The sequence below is a fragment of the Streptomyces sp. NBC_01244 genome, assembly GCF_035987325.1.
In the GTDB taxonomy this organism is placed as follows: domain Bacteria; phylum Actinomycetota; class Actinomycetes; order Streptomycetales; family Streptomycetaceae; genus Streptomyces.
Genome location: NZ_CP108488.1, coordinates 2,192,361 through 2,208,994, shown reverse-complemented (window position 1 = coordinate 2,208,994; position 16,634 = coordinate 2,192,361). Strand labels below are relative to the sequence as shown.

The following is a 16,634-nucleotide window of genomic DNA, read 5'->3' as shown; positions in this document are numbered from 1 at the left end:
TCAGACGGTACGGGGCGGCAGGGGCAGCGGCAGTGCAGGCAGGCCGTCGACGCTCACGCCGATGAACTCCTTCTTCTCGCAGTACTCGTTGAACTCCTCGTCCGTCTTGCGGCCGAAGTACTCCGCGTGCAGCGTGCGCTCGCTCTGGTACTCCATCAAGGGGACGGCGAACCCGCACACGGTCGCGATCCGCCGCGTCTTCACCAGGATGACGGCGCGCGCCGAGGGCCCGTCGGCGTCCCCGAACCGCTCGATCAGCCCGTCCCAGCGCGGGTCGTCACGGAAGACCGCCTCGCCGTCGCCGTGGATGCGCACGATGTTCGGCGGCCCGCTGAACGCGCACCACATCAGCGTGATCCGGCCGTTCTCGCGGACGTGCGCGATGGTCTCGGCGCCGCTGCCGCCGAAGTCCAGGTACGCGAGGGTGGTTTCGTCGATGACGACGAGGGTCCCGGCGCGGCCCTTGGGGGAGAGGTTCACGTGGCCGTCGCCGGAGAGCGGCGCGGTGGCGGTGAAGAAGATCGGCTGCTCCTCGATGAAGGTGCGCATGCGGCTGTCAATGCGGTCGTAGAGCTTTCCCATGATCCGATTATCGGCGTGCCGGGGGCGGGGCCGGACCACATTTTCACCAGGTGAGACGGACCCTTCGCATCTCGGCCCGGTGCCGCCTGTACAGGGTCCGCAGCTGCGCCGGTTCGAACGTCTCCCGTCGGGCCGTCGCCTGCCAGTCCCATCCCCGCAGCAGGTCCAGCGCGATGCGGCGCAGTGCCGGGTCGGGGTCGTCCAGTGCGGAGGTCAGAGCCGGCAGCCCCTCGTCGTCGCCCTGGGCGGCCGGCAGTCGCAGAGCGGCCCTGCGCAGGTGCGCGGGGTGGTTCCGCGCGGTGCGTGCCACCAGCGGGCCCGTTGCCAGCCGGTCGGCGATGCGGTCCGCCGGGAGCAGCCCGTGGGCCAGCGCGGCCCGGACGGCGGCGAAGCGCGTCCCCGCGTCCGGGTCCCGCGTCAGCTCGACGATCAGTGCGGCGGGCGGCGAGCCGAGCCGTTCCAGCCACAGCTCCCAGGCCCGGGCACCGTACCGGCGCGTGCTCAGGAGCAGGGCGAGGGGTGTCAGCGCGTGCACGGGGCCGGCCGGGGCCGCGTCCAGTTCCGCGGTCAACACCGCCCGCGCCCGCTCCCGTACGGGCTCCTCCGTGTCGGCGCACCGGATCAGCACCAGCGCAAGGACCTCGGGCCGGCCGGCCGCGCGCCCGAGGGCGGCCTCGCGCACCCGGGGGTCGGCGTGGCACAGGCAGAGCGCGAGCTCGGGGGCGGCCGGGGGCGTGGCGGCCCAGGTCACCCCGTGCCCGTCGTGCCAGTGCGGGGCGGTGCTCCAGTCGGCGATCTCCCGGGCGTCGAACCGGTGCGGGCCCACCCGGACGGTGCCGGAGGAGGTCCACCCCTTGGAGCGCTCGAAGGTGGACCGGTCGACGCTCGCGTCGAGCTCCGCCCATGCCTGCGGGCCGCCGCCGTCGAGGGCGCGCGCGGGGCTGTTGCCGTGCAGCAGGCGTGCGGCGGGTGAGCGGAATATGGTCCGGGACAGGGGCGGCAGCATCTCCACCCGCGCACATTAGGCACTTGGTACCCGCGGTGACCTCCTGTTATTCCGTCGATTGACGAAACATGCAGAGCAGTGCATAGTTATGCCTACCGCTGCTGATGTAACGGCGGATGCAACGTGTAAGGAGAATCCCGTGGCCGAGCGTGTCGTACTCGCCTATTCAGGCGGTCTGGACACCTCCGTCGCCATCGGCTGGATCGCCGAGGAGACGGGCGCCGAGGTCATCGCCGTCGCGGTGGACGTCGGTCAGGGCGGCGAGGACCTGGACGTCATCCGCAAGCGGGCGCTCGCCTGCGGTGCGGTCGAGGCCGAGGTCGCCGATGCCAGGGACGAGTTCGCCGAGGAGTACTGCCTCCCGGCGATCAAGGCGAACGCCCTCTACATGGACCGCTACCCGCTGGTCTCCGCCCTCTCGCGGCCGGCCATCGTCAAGCACCTCGTGGCCGCCGCCCGCAAGCACGGCGCGACGACCGTCGCCCACGGCTGCACCGGCAAGGGCAACGACCAGGTCCGCTTCGAGGCCGGCATCGCCGCCCTCGGCCCCGACCTCACGTGCATCGCCCCGGTCCGCGACTACGCGATGACCCGCGACAAGGCCATCGCCTTCGCCGAGAAGGCGGACCTGCCGATCGCGACCACCAAGAAGTCCCCGTACTCCATCGACCAGAACGTCTTCGGGCGCGCCGTCGAGACGGGTTTCCTGGAGGACATCTGGAACGCGCCGATCGAGGACATCTACGAGTACACCGCGGACCCGGCGCTCCCGCGCGAGGCCGACGAGGTCGTCATCTCCTTCAAGGAAGGCGTCCCGGTCGCCATCGACGGAAAGCCCGTCACCGTGCTCCAGGCCATCCAGCAGCTCAACGAGCGCGCCGGGGCCCAGGGCATCGGCCGGATCGACATCGTCGAGGACCGGCTCGTGGGCATCAAGTCCCGCGAGGTGTACGAGGCCCCGGGCGCGATCGCGCTGATCACCGCACACCAGGAGCTGGAGAACGTCACCGTCGAGCGCGAGCTGGCCCGCTACAAGCGGCAGGTCGAGCAGCGCTGGGGCGAGATGGTCTACGACGGCCTGTGGTTCTCCCCGCTGAAGCGGGCGCTGGACGGTTTCGTCAACGAGGCCAACCAGCACGTCAGCGGCGACATCCGGATGACCCTGCACGGCGGCCGCGCGGTCGTCACCGGCCGGAAGTCCGACGAGTCGCTGTACGACTTCAACCTCGCGACCTACGACTCGGGCGACACCTTCGACCAGTCGAAGGCCCAGGGCTTCATCGAGATCTTCGGCCTGTCCTCGAAGATCGCGGCCCGTCGCGACCTCGCCTGATCGACGCGCCTGATCGACGCGCCTGGTCGACTCGTCTGATTCGACACCGCAGTACGGACCGCCTCCCCGTTACCTCCGCGGCGGGGAGGCGGTTGCACATCCGAAGCCATGCACGTTCTTGAGGAGCAGTAGCTGTGAGCAGCAACAACGGTGGTGACGTCCGGCTCTGGGGCGCCCGGTTCGCCGACGGTCCCGCCGAGGCCCTCGCGAAGCTGTCCGCGTCGGTCCACTTCGACTGGCGCCTGGCCCCGTACGACATCGCGGGCTCCAAGGCCCACGCCCGCGTCCTCGCCAAGGCGGGCCTGCTCACGGCCGACGAGCTCGGCCGCATGATCGCCGGGCTGGACCAGCTCGCGGTCGACGTGGAGAGCGGCTCCTTCACCGGCACCATCGCCGACGAAGACGTCCACACCGCGCTGGAGCGGGGCCTGCTGGAGCGGCTCGGCGCCGACCTCGGCGGCAAGCTGCGCGCCGGCCGGTCGCGCAACGACCAGATCGCCACCCTCTTCCGCATGTACCTGCGCGACCACGCCCGGATCATCGGCGGCCTCGTCGCCGAGCTCCAGGACGCGCTGGTCGGCCTCGCCGAGGCGCACGCCGACGTGGCCATGCCGGGCCGGACCCACCTCCAGCACGCGCAGCCGGTGCTCTTCGCCCACCACGTACTGGCCCACGTGCAGGCCCTGTCCCGGGACGCGGAGCGGCTGCGCCAGTGGGACACCCGGACCGCCGTCTCCCCGTACGGCTCGGGCGCCCTCGCGGGCTCCTCGCTCGGCCTGGACCCGGAGGCGGTCGCCGCCGAACTGGGCTTCGAGCGGGGTTCGGTCGGCAACTCCATCGACGGCACGGCCTCGCGCGACTTCGTCGCCGAGTTCGCCTTCGTCACCGCGATGATCGGGATCAACCTGTCCCGGATCGCGGAAGAGATCATCATCTGGAACACGAAGGAGTTCTCCTTCGTCACCCTGCACGACGCCTTCTCCACCGGGTCGTCGATCATGCCGCAGAAGAAGAACCCGGACATCGCCGAGCTGGCGCGCGGCAAGTCGGGCCGCCTCATCGGCAACCTGACGGGCTTGCTCGCCACCCTCAAGGCCCTTCCCCTGGCCTACAACCGGGACCTCCAGGAGGACAAGGAGCCGGTCTTCGACTCCTGCGACACCCTCGAGGTCCTGCTGCCGGCCTTCACCGGGATGATGGCCACCCTCACGATCAACCGGGAGCGGATGGAGGAGCTGGCCCCGGCCGGCTTCTCGCTCGCCACCGACATCGCGGAGTGGCTGGTCAAGCAGGGCGTGCCGTTCCGGGTCGCGCACGAGGTGGCCGGCGGGTGCGTCAAGGAGTGCGAGGGGCTCGGCATCGAGCTCGACGAGCTGACGGACGAGCAGTTCGCGAAGATCTCGGAGCACCTGACGCCGGAGGTCCGTTCGGTCCTCAACGTCAAGGGCGCGCTGGCCTCCCGCGACGGCCGCGGCGGCACCGCCCCGTCGGCGGTGGCGATCCAGCTCACGGAGCTGAAGGCCGACCTGGTCATCCAGCACGCCTGGGCGGCGCACAAGAACTGACGTCGTGCCCGGAGGGGCGGTCGGAGTCCTTTCGGGCCCCGGCCGCCCCTCCGGTGCGCCTGGGGTCAGACGCAGACGACGCTGACCGAGAAGGGCCGGTCACTGTCCACGGCGGCGGTGCCGCCGCTGGACGGTGTCGCGGTGCGGATGAAGAGGGTGTTCCCGTTCACCTGGCCGACCAGGATGGACGAGTTGCCCGGCCCGGGGTCGTTCCCGCCGTTGGTGTTGATGGTGCCCAGGAGGGCGCATCCGTTCAGGCCGGAGCTGGTGGTGATGTTGTAGCGGCCGATGCCGAACTTGTTGATCCCGGTGATGCCCTGCCCACCCAGGATCTGTCCGTTCGCGGCGACCTTGGCCCAGGCGGTGGTGGTCACCGCGGCCCGGTGCGGCTCGGCGGACGCCGATGACACCGCGACGGCGCCGCCGATGGTGAGGGCCAGCGCGGCGGCCCCGAGGGTCAGCTTCTTGGACGCGTTCATGGTTCTCTCCCTGCGAAGACGGAAATCGATGCAGGTGAACCCGCCCCGGGTAAGGGCTCACGAGAGATGAGGTTCCTCCCTGCCCGGCCGCTCGGGGAAGGGTTCGCGGGCTCGGTCACTCCAAATGATCAAGCCGTGCAGAGTGAGCGCATTCGTTCGATGGGGGAGTCTTCCCCGAAGGTCGTTGACGTTTCCGCATCGTCACGACGAACACGGGTAGTAGTGACTGAATCACCTTTCGTCGTCATCTCGCCCACTCCGCCAGTGCGTCGAAGTCGGCCCGGACCAGCCCGATCCGCTCGTCGATCCGCAGCAGCAGGGCGTGCGCGGGGTGGCGCTGCTCCACGTACGCGCGGTCCATGTCCGTGATGTCGTCGTCGATCCAGGCGAAGGGCCGCCCGCCCGCGTACTCCAGGACGTACTGGGTCTTCCAGAAGGTCCCGCGCGGCGCGCGCCCGTGCATTTGCGGCCAGTCGATCCAGGGGAGTTCGGGCAGGTCCAGGCGCGGGGATATCCACTCGTTCGCCTCGCCCTTCCAGGTGGTCGCCCAGACGAGCTCGTACGCCTCCGCGAGTGCGCGCAGCTCCGCCCCGTGGTCCGGATTCAGCCAGACCCGCAGCGGCTTCGCGCTCTCGGCGCCGGTCCAGCCCGTCGGGCGCATCCGGTGCGTGCGGTAGCCCTCGGGGCGCCGCTGGGGCTTGGCCGCGTAGGGGTTCAGCGGGCCGTCCACGTCGATCAGCAGCAGGGGCTTCGGGTTCATCTCGGCATGCTTCCTTCCGGCGCCCGAAGGGGCACCTCATTTATTGAGCGAGGCCCTCAATGAGACGTCAACGTCTCATTCGGGTTATGGTTGTCTCATGGCCATGGATCGTGATCAGGTGCTCCGCGCCGCCGCCGCCCTGCTCTCCCGCAAATCGACCGCGACGATGGACGAGGTCGCGAGGGCCGCCGGCATCGGCCGCGCGACCCTCCACCGGCACTTCGCCGGGCGCGACGCCCTCGTACGGGCGCTCGAAGAGCTCGGGATCCGGGAGTTCGAGGTGGCCTTCGACAACGCCCGCCTCGGCGAGGGCACGGCGATCGACGCGCTCCGCAGGCTCGTCGCCGAAGCGGAGCCCAACGCCGAGCTGCTGGCCTTCCTCGTCACCGAGAACCAGCTCTTCGAGGGGGACCAGGTCAACGAGGGCTGGGCCCGGCTCGACGCCCGCGTCGGCGACCTCTTCCGGCGCGGCCAGCACGAGGGCGACATCCGGATCGACCTGAGCCCCGCCTGGCTCACCGAGGCCCTCTACGGGCTCATCGGCACCTGCGCCTGGGCCGTCATGGACGGCCGGGTCGCGGCCAAGGACTTTCAGTACATGATCATCGAGTTGCTGCTCGGTGGCGCACGACGGAGTGTGGAGAAATGAGCCGTACCGAACAGCTGACCCGGACCAAGGGGGCGGAGGGCCGGAGCCCCGGGCGCTGGCTCGCGCTCTCCGTGCTCGTCCTGGCCGTCCTGCTGGTCGCGGTCGACGCCACCGTACTCGGTCTCGCCACGCCCGCCCTCAGCGAGGACCTGAAGCCCTCGGGCACCCAGCTCCTGTGGATCGGCGACATCTACTCCTTCGTCATCGCCGGCCTGCTCGTCTCCATGGGCTCCCTCGGCGACCGGATCGGCCGCAAGAAGCTCCTCCTCGTCGGCGCCACCGCCTTCGGCGCCGTCTCCGTCCTCAACGCCTACGCCACCAGCCCCGAAATGATGATCGTCGCCCGGGCCCTGCTCGGCGTGGCCGGCGCGACCCTGATGCCCTCCACCCTCGCGCTGATCCGCAACATCTTCCACGACCCCAAGGAGCGCAGCCTCGCCATCGGCATCTGGGGCGCCACCGCCTCGGCCGGCGCGGCCGTCGGCCCCGTGGTCGGCGGAGCCCTGCTCCAGCACTTCTGGTGGGGCTCGGTCTTCCTCATCAACCTCCCCGTGATGATCGTCCTGGTCATCGTCGGCATCAAGCTGCTGCCCGAATCCAAGAACCCGGTCGCCGGCCCCTGGGACCTGATCAGCGTCGGCCTCTCCCTCGTCGGCATCATCGGCGTGGTCTACGCCGTCAAGCAGGTCGCCACCCACGGCATGGGCTGGGAGGTGTGGGCGGCCGCCGTCATCGGAGGCGGCGCGCTCTACGCCTTCGTACGCCGCCAGTTCACGCTGCCGGCCCCGCTCCTCGACATGCGGCTCTTCAAGCACCGCGGGTTCTCCGGCGCGGTCCTCGCCGACCTGCTCACCGTCTTCGGCCTGTCCGGACTGGTCTTCTTCCTCTCCCAGTTCCTCCAGCTCGTCCAGGGCCGCGAACCGCTCGAAGCCGGCCTCGCCGAACTGCCCGCCGCCGTCGGCGCCGTGGTCACCGGCCTGGTCGCGGGCAGCTACGCCCGCAAGTACGGGGTACGGGTCATCGTGACCGGAGGCCTCGCCGCCATCGGCATCGCGCTGGCCGCGCTGACCGTGATCCACAAGGAGACCGGCTACCCGCTGCTCGGCGCGGCCCTGCTCATCGTCGGCCTCGGCGCAGGCTTCTCCTTCACCGTCACCGCCGACGTGATCCTCTCCAGCGTGCCCAAGGAGCAGGCCGGATCCGCCTCGGCCGTCTCCGAGACCGCCTACGAACTGGGCGCCGCCCTCGGCATCGCCCTGCTCGGCTCCGTCGTCACCGGCGTCTACCAGGGCTTCACCGCCCCGGCCTCCGTCAGCGGCCCCGTCGCCGACGCCGCCCACGAATCCCTCGGCGGCGCCGTCGAAGCGGCCAAGTCACTGGACCCGCAGACCGCCCAGCAGATGGTCGGCGCCGCCCAGGAAGCCTTCGTCGACGGCCTGCGGCTGGCCTCCGGGGTGGGCGCGGCCGTCCTGCTGGCCACCGCCGTGGCCGCCTGGTTCCTGCTCAAGGGGCAGGAACTCCAGGACGGCATCGAGCACTGACGCCACGCGGCGGCTCGTCAAGGGATGCGGTCCCGCGCGGAGTTGACAGTCCGTGGAACCGCGGGACACCATCCCGGCGATGGAGATCACCGACTTGACCCCGGCGGAGCGCCGCGTATGGGACGCCTTCCCCCGCGGGGAAGGCGTCGATTTCCGGGAGGACCGGGCCGAGGAGGCCACCGACGGCGCCTCGTGGGGACCCGACCGGACCGTACGCGCCGAAGTCCTCGCCCACCTGCTGCTGCGCGGCGCGGTCCCCCTCGACGGGCAGGTCCCCGGGCTCAACGTCCGCGGCGCCCGGATCATCGGCAAGCTCAACCTCAAGTACGCCGACATCGACCACGCGATCCGGCTGCGGGCCTGCTGGTTCGAGCGCAAACCCCTCCTGTACGGGGCCCGGTTGAGGATCGTGTCACTGAGCGACTCGGCCCTGCCCGGCCTGACCGCCTCCACCGTCAGCGTCGACATCGCGCTCAAGCTGTCCTGCTGCCGCATCACCGGGCCGGTACGCCTCGCCGGCGCCCGGATAGCAGGCGGACTCTTCCTCCGGAAGGCGGTCATCGGCACGGCGGGCCCGGCCGAGGAGGGCCAGGAGGCGGCGCTCCAGTTCAACCACGCCGACATCGGCACCGACGTCATCGCCATGGAGCTCACCGTCCACGGCCAGACCCGCATCAACGGCGCCACCGTCGGCGGCCAGATCAACTTCGACGACGCCCGGCTCCTCGCCCCCGGCGCGACCGCCCTGCACGCCGAGATCCTCAACGTCGGCACCGACCTGCGCGCCATGCGGCTGGAGGCCCGCGGCCGGGTCAACCTCACCGGCTCCCGGATACCGGGCCAGCTCAACTTCGCCTACGCCCGCCTCATCAACCCCGGCGGGGTCGCGCTGCGCGCCTCCAGCTGTGTCGCCGGCGAGGTGTGGCTGCGCAACTGCCCGACCGTCCAGGGCGGTGTGAACCTGCGCCGCTCCCAGTTCGACCTGCTCCACATCGCGCCCGAGACCTGGCCGGAGCAGGTCCGCATCGCGGGACTCGGCTACCGCGCCCTCAGCCCGCACGTTCCCGCCGAGCAGAGACTGCCCGTCCTGGAGCGCGAGGAGTCGGGCTACCTCCCGCACGCCTACGAACAGCTCGCCACGGCCTACCGCACGGCGGGCGACGAGGCTGCGGCGCGGACCGTCCTGCTCGCCAAACTGCGCCGGCACCGCCGCACCCTGCCCCGGATCGCCCGATTCTGGGGGCTGCTCCAGGACGCCACCGTGGGCTACGGGTTCCGGCCGCTGCGCGCCGCGGGCTGGCTGCTGGCGCTGCTGATCACGGGGACCGTCGCGTACGGGCTCCATCCGCCCCGGGAGCTGAAGCAGGGGGAGGCGCCGGACTTCAACCCGGTCTTCTACACGATCGACCTGATGCTGCCGATCATCGGCTTCGGGCAGGAAGCGCCCTTCGCGCCGGACGGCTGGTACCAGTGGCTGTCGTACCTGCTGATCGTGACCGGCTGGGTCCTCGCCACGACGACCGCGGCGGGCGTCAGCCGGTCACTGCAACGGCAGTAGCCCGGCCGTCAGGCCGCCTTGGCCTTGGTCGCGTACATGTCCACGTACTCCTGGCCGGAGAGCCGCATGACCTCGGCCATCACCGAGTCGGTGACGGCGCGCAGCACGTAGCGGTCGCGGTCCATGCCCTCGTACCGGGAGAACTCCATCGCCTCGCCGAACCGGACGGTGACCCGGCCCGGGCGCGGCATGCCGGCGCCGCCGGGCTGGAGCTTGTCGGTGCCGATCATCGCGAAGGGGACGACGGGCGCGCCGGTCATCAGGGTCAGGCGGGCGATGCCGGTGCGGCCCCGGTAGAGGCGGCCGTCGGGGGAGCGGGTGCCCTCGGGGTAGATGCCGAAGATCTTGCCCTCTTCGAGGATCCGCCGACCGGTCATCAGGGCGGCGACTCCGCCGTTGGCCCCGTCGCGGTCCACGGGGATCATGCCGGCGCCGGTGAAGAACCAGGCCATGGCCCGGCCCTTGATGCCCTTGCCGGTCACGTACTCGTCCTTGCCGATGAAGTGGACCGTGCGGTCGCACACCAGCGGCAGGATCATCGAGTCGATGAAGGTGAGGTGGTTGCCCGCGAGGATCACCGGCCCGGTGCCCGGAATGTTCTCGATGCCCTCGACGCGGGTGCGGAACATCAGGCGCATGACGGGTCCGACAGTGGCTTTGATCAGGCGCGTACGGAACAACGTGGGCCCTCCGGCATCGAAAAGCTAGGGTTCTCGCACCCACCACGCGGCGGTAGTGCAGGTGAGGACGATACTCGTGGGTCCGGTCTGATCGCACATCGGGTTCACGAGGTGGATACGCAGTGTTGACGCACGTTTCCGCCGTGTTCCGCCCGCGCACCCCCGCCCGCCACCGTCGCTTGCCTACCATCGGCACGCGGATTCGGGCCGTTGGCCCCGGAGATCCCGGGACGCCCGCCCCTTGTCCGATGGGGAGTGGCACTGATGACACAGGGTGGGGCAGCGCGGCGCACGGTACTGGGCGCGGCCGTCGTCGCGGCGGGCGGAGCCTTCGGCGGAATCGTGGCGGGCGGCGGTCCGGCCGCGGCGGCGGAGAGCGGCCACGGGGGAGGCGCGGGAGGCGGTCGGGGCGGCGGCTACCGGGACCTTCCGGTGCCGACGGTCATCGGGCACCGCGGAGCCAGCGGCTACCGGCCCGAGCACACGCTCGGGTCCTACCAGCTCGCGCTCGACCTCGGCGCCGACGTCGTCGAACAGGACCTCGTGCCCACCAAGGACGGCCACCTGGTGTGCCGCCACGAGAACGAGATCGGCGGCACGACGGACGTCGCCGACCACCCCGGGTTCGCCGCCCGCAAGACGACCAAGACGATCGACGGGGTCGCCGTCACGGGCTGGTTCACCGAGGACTTCACCCTCGCCGAGCTGAAGACCCTGCGCGCGAAGGAACGCATCCCCGCCCTCCGGCAGCGCAACACGCTCTACGACGGCCGCTGGGACGTCCCCACCTTCGAGGAGGTGCTCCGCTGGGCCGACCGCGAGGGCCGGCGGCGCGGTAAGCGCGTGTGGCTGCACGTGGAGACCAAGCACCCCAGCTACTTCCGCGGCCTGGGCCTCGGCCTGGAGGAGCCCCTCGCCAGGCTGCTGCGCCGCTACGGGCGCGACGGCCGGGGCGCCCCGCTCTTCCTGCAGTCCTTCGAACCCTCCAGCATCCAGCGGCTCTCCCGGCTGGTCTCCAGCCCGCGCGTGGTGCTCCTCTCGGCGGCGGGCACCCGCCCGTGGGACTTCGAGCTGGCCAAGGATCCCCGGACGGTCGCCGATCTGGTCAGGCCCGACGGGCTGCGCTGGATCGCCGGCTTCGCCCAGGGCATCGGACCGACCATGGACCTGATCCTGCCGCGCGACGCCGCCGGCAAGCTCGGCGCCCCGACCACCCTGGTCGCGGACGCCCACGCGCAGGGGCTGATCCTGCACCCCTACACCGCGCGGAACGAGAACAACTTCCTGCCGGCCGACTACCGCAAGGGCACCGACCCGACGGCCTACGGGGACGCCTTCGGCGCCTTCAAGACCTACTTCGAACAGGGCATCGACGGCATCTTCACCGACCATCCCGACACCGGGTTGCTCGCGGCGGAGGCCTTCCGCCCGGGCCGCGGCGTCAACGCCTGACCGGAGCTTCTCGTACGAGTGGGCCGTGCCCGGCGGGGAAACCGCCCGGCACGGCCTTCGCGTCCCGCCCGGCATGGACCTGCTGAAGGCTGACCTCCCCGACCTGTTCGAAACGCTCCGCCCGCTGCTCGCGGCCGAAGCGGCCGCCGAGACCGCGGGCACCGGGGTGGACGCCGCCGACCTGGAGCAAGCCGTCTGGGTCAGGCTGCTGGAGCACCGCCGCATCCCCGCCGAACCCGCCGACTGGCTGCGCCGGGCGGTGCGCGGAGAGGCCCGCCGGGCGCGGCGCCGGGCCCGGCACGAAGTCCCGTACGGCCACCGCCAGCACTCGGCGGACGGCGGGTCCGGCGCGGGGGCCCGTACCAGCACGGGCGCAGAACCGGAAGACGCCCTACTGCACGGCGAGGAGAACCGGGCCCTCCGATCGGCGGTCGCCCGATTGCCCGGAAGGTGTCCGGAGCTCATGAGGGCACTTCTTTCGCCCAGGGACCTCACTTACCGTGAAATCGCAGGAGAGTTGGGTATCTCACAAGGAAGTTTGGGGCCCGTCCGTTCCCGTTGCCTGGGATGTCTGCGCAGAATGCTGGCCGTAGAGGTTGCGGCTCCCGCCCTGCGGGGAATGGAGCGGTAGACCAACAGGCCACCAGGTGAGCGGGAGGCATGCGCACATGGGCATGAGCGTGACGATTTCGGCGGCAGACGCCGAGGATGCCGAGCAGATCATCAAGCTGCAGTATCTGGCGTTCCAGAGCGAGGCCGAGCTGTACGGCAACTACCGCATCCAGCCGCTCACCCAGTCCCTGGACTCCCTCAAGGCCGAACTGGCCTCGGACACCGTCCTGGTGGCCCGGCTCGGCGAGGAGATCGTCGGGGCCGTGCGCGGCACCGTCGACGAGGAGGGCACCGGCAAGATCGCCAAGCTCTGCGTGCACCCCCGGCTCCAGGGCCACGGCCTCGGCGCCCGGCTGCTGAGCGCGGTCGAGGCGGCCCTGTCCGGCGACGACGCGACCACCCGCTTCCGGCTGCACACCGGCCACAAGAGCGAGTCGAACCTGCGGCTCTACCGCAAGGCCGGCTACACCCAGGTCGGCGGGCGCACCGCGTCCGACGGCGTCCGTCTGGTGATCCTGGAGAAGGAGGCCAAGGAGGCCACCGACTTCGCGGTCAGCGCCTGACGGCCAACGCCGAAGGCCTGACGCCTGACGCCTGACGCCTGACGCCTGACGCCTAGCGCTTCGCGCGGAGCCAGAGCATCCCGGTGATCGGCAGGATCACCGGGATGAACAGGTAGCCCATTCCGAAGTCCGACCACACGGTCGCGTCGGGGAAGGCCTCGGGCCGCGCCAGGGTCCAGGTGCCCACGACGAGCACGCCGGCCAGCTCGGCGGCGCAGCAGATCCGCGCCGCCTTGCGGGCCGTCTCCCCGCCGCGCACCAGCGAGTACGTGATGAAGGCATAGACCAGCGCGGCCACGGCCGACAGCGAGTACGCGAGCGGCGCCCGGTCGAACTCGGTGGAGATCTGGTAGATCGAGCGCGAGACCGCGCCGACGGTGATCACTCCGTAGAACCAGACCAGCAGCACCCCCGGCCCGGTGACCAGGCGCTTGTGCCCGCCCGCCGGGGTGGCGCCGGCCGTGGTGTCCGTGTCGGTATCAGGCACCGGTGTTTCCCCAGATGTCGTAGAGCCGTACTTCGAGCACGGCGAGGACGACCGCTCCGGCGGCCACCGTCACCGAACCCCATTTGGTCCGCTCGCTCAGCGAGAGCAGCCCCGCGGCCGGGATGGTCGCGAAGGCTCCCACCAGGTAGGCCAGGAAGAGCACCGTGCCCTGGCCGGGCTTCTCGCCACGGGCGAGCTGGACCAGGCCGATCACCAGCTGGGCCAGGACCAGTACGGTCACCACGGCCATGCCGATGAAGTGCCAGTCCTTGGTCGGCTGGTCCCGCCAGGCGGCGAAACCGCACCAGGCGGCGAGAGCGAGTGCGGCCACGCCGATGGCGACCGTCAGGGCGTCGAGCATGCAGCGAGGGTATTACGGGCCGAAAGGCCCGATGCGCTCACCCCTGCCGCGGGGCTTTCCTTGAAGACATGAAGCTGCTGCGAGGGAAGCTCGGCCCGCAATTCGAAGCGCTGCTGTTCGACAACGACGGCACGCTCATCTCCTCGGTGGAGTCGGTGCACCGCTGCTGGACCGTCCCCCAGACTCCGTCCGGGGGGACCCCCGGGGCCCGGGAGCACGGGGTCACCGAGGAGGCCTTCGCCGCGGTGGAACTCCACGGCCGCCCGGCCGCGGAGATCATCGCCGATCTCCTGCCCGAGGACGTACGGGCCGGGGCGCACGCCCGGATCGAGGTGCTGGAGACAGAGGACGTGGCGGGCGGCGTGGTCCTGCTGCCCGGAACCAAGGAACTGCTCTCGGCCCTTCCCGTCGGCCGCTGGGCCGTGGTCACCTCCGCGACCCTCCCCCAGCTACCGCTGGGAGGTGCCCCCCGGGCTGGCCGAGGCCCGGCTGCGGGAGGTCGGCATCGCCGTCTGGGAGGAGGGGGGCCCGGAGATGGTGGCCGCCGACGACATCACCCGCGGCAAGCCCGACCCGGAGCCCTTCCTGCTGGCGGCCGCCCGGCTCGGCGTGGACCCGGCCCGCTGCGCGGTCTTCGAGGACGTCCCCGCCGGCCTGGCCGCGGGCCGCGCCGCCGGGATGACCACCGTGGCCTTGACCACAACGCACCCCGCCGGCGAACTCGACGCGGACGTGGTCGTACGGGACCTCTCGGCCGTGTCCGTGCTGGTCGGAGCCGATGGTGTGACGATCGAGACGGACGATCGGCCCTGACCATTGGTGTCCGGTATGCGGCCGAAATCCGTCCGCTATTCGGACGGCTTTGATCGGTGACGGGGAACGTCTGGTTTACTGGGCCCATGACCACGACGAGCAGCCGCACCCTTGCGACCGAGGCGACGATGACGCCCGGTGCTCGTTGTATGTGTCGAATGCGCGCCTTCTGAGGGCCCCTGCCCCAGGTCTCACGCCCCGAAGCGAGACCGGCCGAGCAGCTCCCGGCACCCCCGTGTGAACCCGGACCGCTCCTGCCCCGCGCATGCGCCGAAGCCGTCGATTTCCGATGGTTCGACCCGTATCGCGTCCCAGATGTTCGCCCCGTGCCCGGCACCCCGCTGCGCCGCGCACTCGACAGCGACGGAAATCCTGTGATCACCACATCGGGCCTCACGAAGGTCTACCCATCCCGTGGCCGCGAGGTCACCGCCCTGGACGGCGTCGACCTGCACGTCCGCCAGGGCGAGGTCTACGGAGTCATCGGCCAGAGCGGCGCCGGAAAGTCCTCCCTGATCCGCTGCGTGAACCTGCTGGAGCGCCCCACCGCCGGCACGGTGTCCGTCGACGGGGTCGACCTCACCGCCCTCGCCGGCCGGGGGCGCCGCGCGGGCAAGGAGCTCCGCGAGGCCCGCAGCCGCATCGGCATGGTCTTCCAGCACTTCAACCTGCTGTCCTCGCGCACCGTGCAGGGCAACATCGAACTGCCCCTGGAGATCCTCGGGATCTCCGGCCGCGAGCGCTCCCGCAAGGCCGCCGAACTGCTGGACCTCGTCGGCCTCGCCGACAAGGCCAAGTCCTACCCCGGTCAGCTCTCCGGCGGCCAGAAGCAGCGCGTCGGCATCGCCCGCGCCCTGGCCGGCGACCCCAAGGTGCTGCTCTCCGACGAGGCCACCAGCGCCCTGGACCCCGAGACCACCCGCCAGATCCTCCAGCTGCTGCGCGACCTCAACCGGCAGCTGGGCCTGACCGTCCTGCTCATCACGCACGAGATGGACGTGGTCAAGTCCGTCTGCGACTCGGCCGCCCTCATGCGTCAGGGCCGGATCGTCGAGGCCGGCAAGGTCACCGAGCTGCTGGCCACCCCCGGCTCAGAGCTCGCCCACGAACTGTTCCCGCTGACCGGGTCCGCGACCACCGCGGAGCACACGGTCATCGACGTCACCTTCCACGGCGAGACCGCGACCCAGCCGGTCATCTCCCAGCTGGCCCGCACCTACAACATCGACATATCGATCCTCGGCGCCGCGATGGACACCGTCGCCGGCCGGCAGATCGGCCGCATGCGCATCGAGCTGCCCGGCCGCTACGAGGACAACGTCGTACCCGTCGGCTTCCTGCGCGAGCAGGGTCTGCAGGTGGATGTCGTAGAGGCGGAGACGGACGTCGACGGCGAACTGGCCGAGCTGGTCAAGGACGGTGCGAAGTGACCTGGTCCGAAATGCAGCCGCTGCTCACGCAGGGCACCTTCGACACCCTCTACATGGTGTTGTGGTCCGCCCTGGTGACCATCCTGGGCGGACTGCCCATCGGCATCCTGCTCGTCCTCACGGACAAGGGCGGCCTGCTCCAGAACCGCGCGGTCAACAAGGTCCTCGGCGTGATCGTGAACATGGGCCGCTCGCTGCCGTTCATCATCCTGCTGATCTTCCTGATCCCGGTCACCACGGCGATCGTCGGCACCTTCATCGGCCCCACCGCCATGATCGTCCCGCTCGCCATCGGAGCCATCCCCTTCTTCGCCCGGCTCGTCGAGACCGCAGTCCGCGAGGTGGACCACGGCCTGATCGAAGCCGTCGAGTCCATGGGCGGCGGCATCCCGACCCTGGTCGGCAAGGTGCTCCTCCCGCAGGCGCTGCCCTCGCTGATCGCGGCCGTCACCACCACCGTGATCACCCTGATCGGCTACTCGGCCATGGCCGGCGCCGTCGGCGGCGAAGGCCTCGGCTCCAAGGCCATCACGTACGGCTTCCAGCGCTTCGAGACCGGCTTCATGATCGCCACCGTCGTGGTGCTGATCGTGCTCGTCACGGTGATCCAGCTCATCGGCGACGGCGTGGTACGCCTCCTCGCGCGGCGCGGTCGGACAGCCTGATCCGGGCCTGAGCCCGGCCCTTCGCCAACTTTTCCCCAGAAAGCCCGCACTTGTCGTGCTTGGGCCGTCATCCACACAGCAAGACGCAAGAAAGGCAC

The 16,634-nt window shown here is 70.8% G+C and carries 17 protein-coding genes and 1 pseudogene; 11 read left to right on the top strand and 7 right to left on the bottom strand.

Annotated elements, in window-relative coordinates; translation table 11 throughout:
• Complete coding sequence (locus OG247_RS09690) at positions 1-582, bottom strand: pyridoxamine 5'-phosphate oxidase family protein (protein ID WP_327251851.1); 582 nt, start codon at positions 580-582, stop codon at positions 1-3.
• A 43-nt stretch (positions 583-625) separates the two neighbouring features.
• A complete protein-coding gene (locus OG247_RS09685; RefSeq protein ID WP_327251850.1) occupies positions 626-1,594 on the bottom strand; it encodes a HEAT repeat domain-containing protein in 969 nt (322 codons plus the stop codon).
• A gap of 133 nt (positions 1,595-1,727) precedes the next feature.
• On the opposite strand from OG247_RS09685, the gene OG247_RS09680 reads away from it, so the two are divergent.
• A complete protein-coding gene (locus OG247_RS09680) occupies positions 1,728-2,921 on the top strand; it encodes an argininosuccinate synthase (protein ID WP_327251849.1) in 1,194 nt (397 codons plus the stop codon).
• Positions 2,922-3,055: 134 nt separating this feature from the next.
• The gene (gene argH, locus OG247_RS09675) at positions 3,056-4,486 is read left to right on the top strand and encodes an argininosuccinate lyase (protein WP_327251848.1); all 1,431 of its coding nucleotides are present in this window, start codon (positions 3,056-3,058) and stop codon (positions 4,484-4,486) included.
• Positions 4,487-4,551: 65 nt separating this feature from the next.
• Here the strand turns inward: argH and OG247_RS09670 are convergent, their stop codons facing one another.
• Complete coding sequence (locus tag OG247_RS09670) at positions 4,552-4,965, bottom strand: hypothetical protein (RefSeq protein WP_327251847.1); 414 nt, start codon at positions 4,963-4,965, stop codon at positions 4,552-4,554.
• Between the two features lie 244 nt (positions 4,966-5,209).
• The gene (locus OG247_RS09665) at positions 5,210-5,725 is read right to left on the bottom strand and encodes an HAD domain-containing protein (RefSeq protein ID WP_327251846.1); all 516 of its coding nucleotides are present in this window, start codon (positions 5,723-5,725) and stop codon (positions 5,210-5,212) included.
• Between the two features lie 97 nt (positions 5,726-5,822).
• Here OG247_RS09665 and OG247_RS09660 point away from each other — a divergent pair, with 97 nt between their 5' ends.
• From OG247_RS09660 to OG247_RS09650, 3 genes are all read left to right on the top strand, one after another.
• Positions 5,823-6,374: a TetR/AcrR family transcriptional regulator gene (locus OG247_RS09660; RefSeq protein WP_327251845.1), complete on the top strand. Its 552-nt coding sequence runs from the start codon at positions 5,823-5,825 to the stop codon at positions 6,372-6,374.
• Positions 6,371-7,915 (top strand): MFS transporter, encoded by a 1,545-nt coding sequence (locus tag OG247_RS09655; protein ID WP_327251844.1) that lies wholly within the window; start codon positions 6,371-6,373, stop codon positions 7,913-7,915. Before OG247_RS09660 ends, OG247_RS09655 begins: the two co-directional genes overlap by 4 nt.
• 79 nt (positions 7,916-7,994) lie before the next feature.
• On the top strand, positions 7,995-9,473 hold the full coding sequence (locus OG247_RS09650) for a membrane-associated oxidoreductase (RefSeq protein ID WP_327251843.1): 1,479 nt from the start codon (positions 7,995-7,997) through the stop codon (positions 9,471-9,473).
• 8 nt (positions 9,474-9,481) lie between these two features.
• On the opposite strand, the gene OG247_RS09645 is transcribed toward OG247_RS09650, so the two are convergent.
• Positions 9,482-10,111, bottom strand: a complete 630-nt coding sequence (locus OG247_RS09645; RefSeq protein ID WP_250744673.1) for a lysophospholipid acyltransferase family protein — start codon at positions 10,109-10,111, stop codon at positions 9,482-9,484.
• Between the two features lie 306 nt (positions 10,112-10,417).
• Here OG247_RS09645 and OG247_RS09640 point away from each other — a divergent pair, with 306 nt between their 5' ends.
• The 3 genes from OG247_RS09640 (at position 10,418) to OG247_RS09630 (ending at position 12,780) form a co-directional block, all read left to right on the top strand.
• Positions 10,418-11,605 carry a glycerophosphodiester phosphodiesterase gene (locus tag OG247_RS09640; protein WP_327251842.1) on the top strand — a complete coding sequence of 396 codons (1,188 nt, stop codon included), beginning with the start codon at positions 10,418-10,420 and terminating at the stop codon, positions 11,603-11,605.
• 73 nt (positions 11,606-11,678) lie between these two features.
• Complete coding sequence (locus OG247_RS09635) at positions 11,679-12,236, top strand: sigma-70 family RNA polymerase sigma factor (protein ID WP_327257400.1); 558 nt, start codon at positions 11,679-11,681, stop codon at positions 12,234-12,236.
• Positions 12,237-12,273: 37 nt separating this feature from the next.
• Positions 12,274-12,780 carry a GNAT family N-acetyltransferase gene (locus OG247_RS09630; RefSeq protein ID WP_327251841.1) on the top strand — a complete coding sequence of 169 codons (507 nt, stop codon included), beginning with the start codon at positions 12,274-12,276 and terminating at the stop codon, positions 12,778-12,780.
• Between the two features lie 52 nt (positions 12,781-12,832).
• On the opposite strand, the gene OG247_RS09625 is transcribed toward OG247_RS09630, so the two are convergent.
• Positions 12,833-13,267, bottom strand: a complete 435-nt coding sequence (locus tag OG247_RS09625; RefSeq protein WP_327251840.1) for a hypothetical protein — start codon at positions 13,265-13,267, stop codon at positions 12,833-12,835.
• Positions 13,260-13,628, bottom strand: a complete 369-nt coding sequence (locus OG247_RS09620) for a hypothetical protein (protein WP_327251839.1) — start codon at positions 13,626-13,628, stop codon at positions 13,260-13,262. Before OG247_RS09620 ends, OG247_RS09625 begins: the two co-directional genes overlap by 8 nt.
• A 68-nt stretch (positions 13,629-13,696) precedes the next feature.
• Between OG247_RS09620 and OG247_RS09615 the strand changes: the two are divergent.
• The 3 genes and pseudogenes from OG247_RS09615 to OG247_RS09605 all read left to right on the top strand — a co-directional run bounded on the left by OG247_RS09615 (position 13,697) and on the right by OG247_RS09605 (position 16,536).
• Positions 13,697-14,441, top strand: a pseudogene (locus tag OG247_RS09615) (HAD-IA family hydrolase).
• Positions 14,442-14,815: 374 nt separating this feature from the next.
• The gene (locus OG247_RS09610; protein ID WP_327257399.1) at positions 14,816-15,871 is read left to right on the top strand and encodes a methionine ABC transporter ATP-binding protein; all 1,056 of its coding nucleotides are present in this window, start codon (positions 14,816-14,818) and stop codon (positions 15,869-15,871) included.
• Positions 15,868-16,536, top strand: coding sequence for a methionine ABC transporter permease (locus OG247_RS09605; protein ID WP_327251838.1), 669 nt, complete (start codon positions 15,868-15,870; stop codon positions 16,534-16,536). Before OG247_RS09610 ends, OG247_RS09605 begins: the two co-directional genes overlap by 4 nt.
• Positions 16,537-16,634: the final 98 nt, after the last annotated feature.

Coding starts and splice junctions, on each gene's coding strand:
- OG247_RS09690 (WP_327251851.1), bottom strand. CDS start 582: ATGGGAAAGCTCTACGACCGCATTGACAGCCGCATGCGCACCTTCATC.
- OG247_RS09670 (WP_327251847.1), bottom strand. CDS start 4,965: ATGAACGCGTCCAAGAAGCTGACCCTCGGGGCCGCCGCGCTGGCCCTC.
- OG247_RS09665 (WP_327251846.1), bottom strand. CDS start 5,725: ATGAACCCGAAGCCCCTGCTGCTGATCGACGTGGACGGCCCGCTGAAC.
- OG247_RS09660 (WP_327251845.1), top strand. CDS start 5,823: ATGGCCATGGATCGTGATCAGGTGCTCCGCGCCGCCGCCGCCCTGCTC.
- OG247_RS09655 (WP_327251844.1), top strand. CDS start 6,371: ATGAGCCGTACCGAACAGCTGACCCGGACCAAGGGGGCGGAGGGCCGG.
- OG247_RS09650 (WP_327251843.1), top strand. CDS start 7,995: ATGGAGATCACCGACTTGACCCCGGCGGAGCGCCGCGTATGGGACGCC.
- OG247_RS09645 (WP_250744673.1), bottom strand. CDS start 10,111: ATGCGCCTGATGTTCCGCACCCGCGTCGAGGGCATCGAGAACATTCCG.
- OG247_RS09640 (WP_327251842.1), top strand. CDS start 10,418: ATGACACAGGGTGGGGCAGCGCGGCGCACGGTACTGGGCGCGGCCGTC.
- OG247_RS09635 (WP_327257400.1), top strand. CDS start 11,679: ATGGACCTGCTGAAGGCTGACCTCCCCGACCTGTTCGAAACGCTCCGC.
- OG247_RS09630 (WP_327251841.1), top strand. CDS start 12,274: ATGGGCATGAGCGTGACGATTTCGGCGGCAGACGCCGAGGATGCCGAG.
- OG247_RS09620 (WP_327251839.1), bottom strand. CDS start 13,628: ATGCTCGACGCCCTGACGGTCGCCATCGGCGTGGCCGCACTCGCTCTC.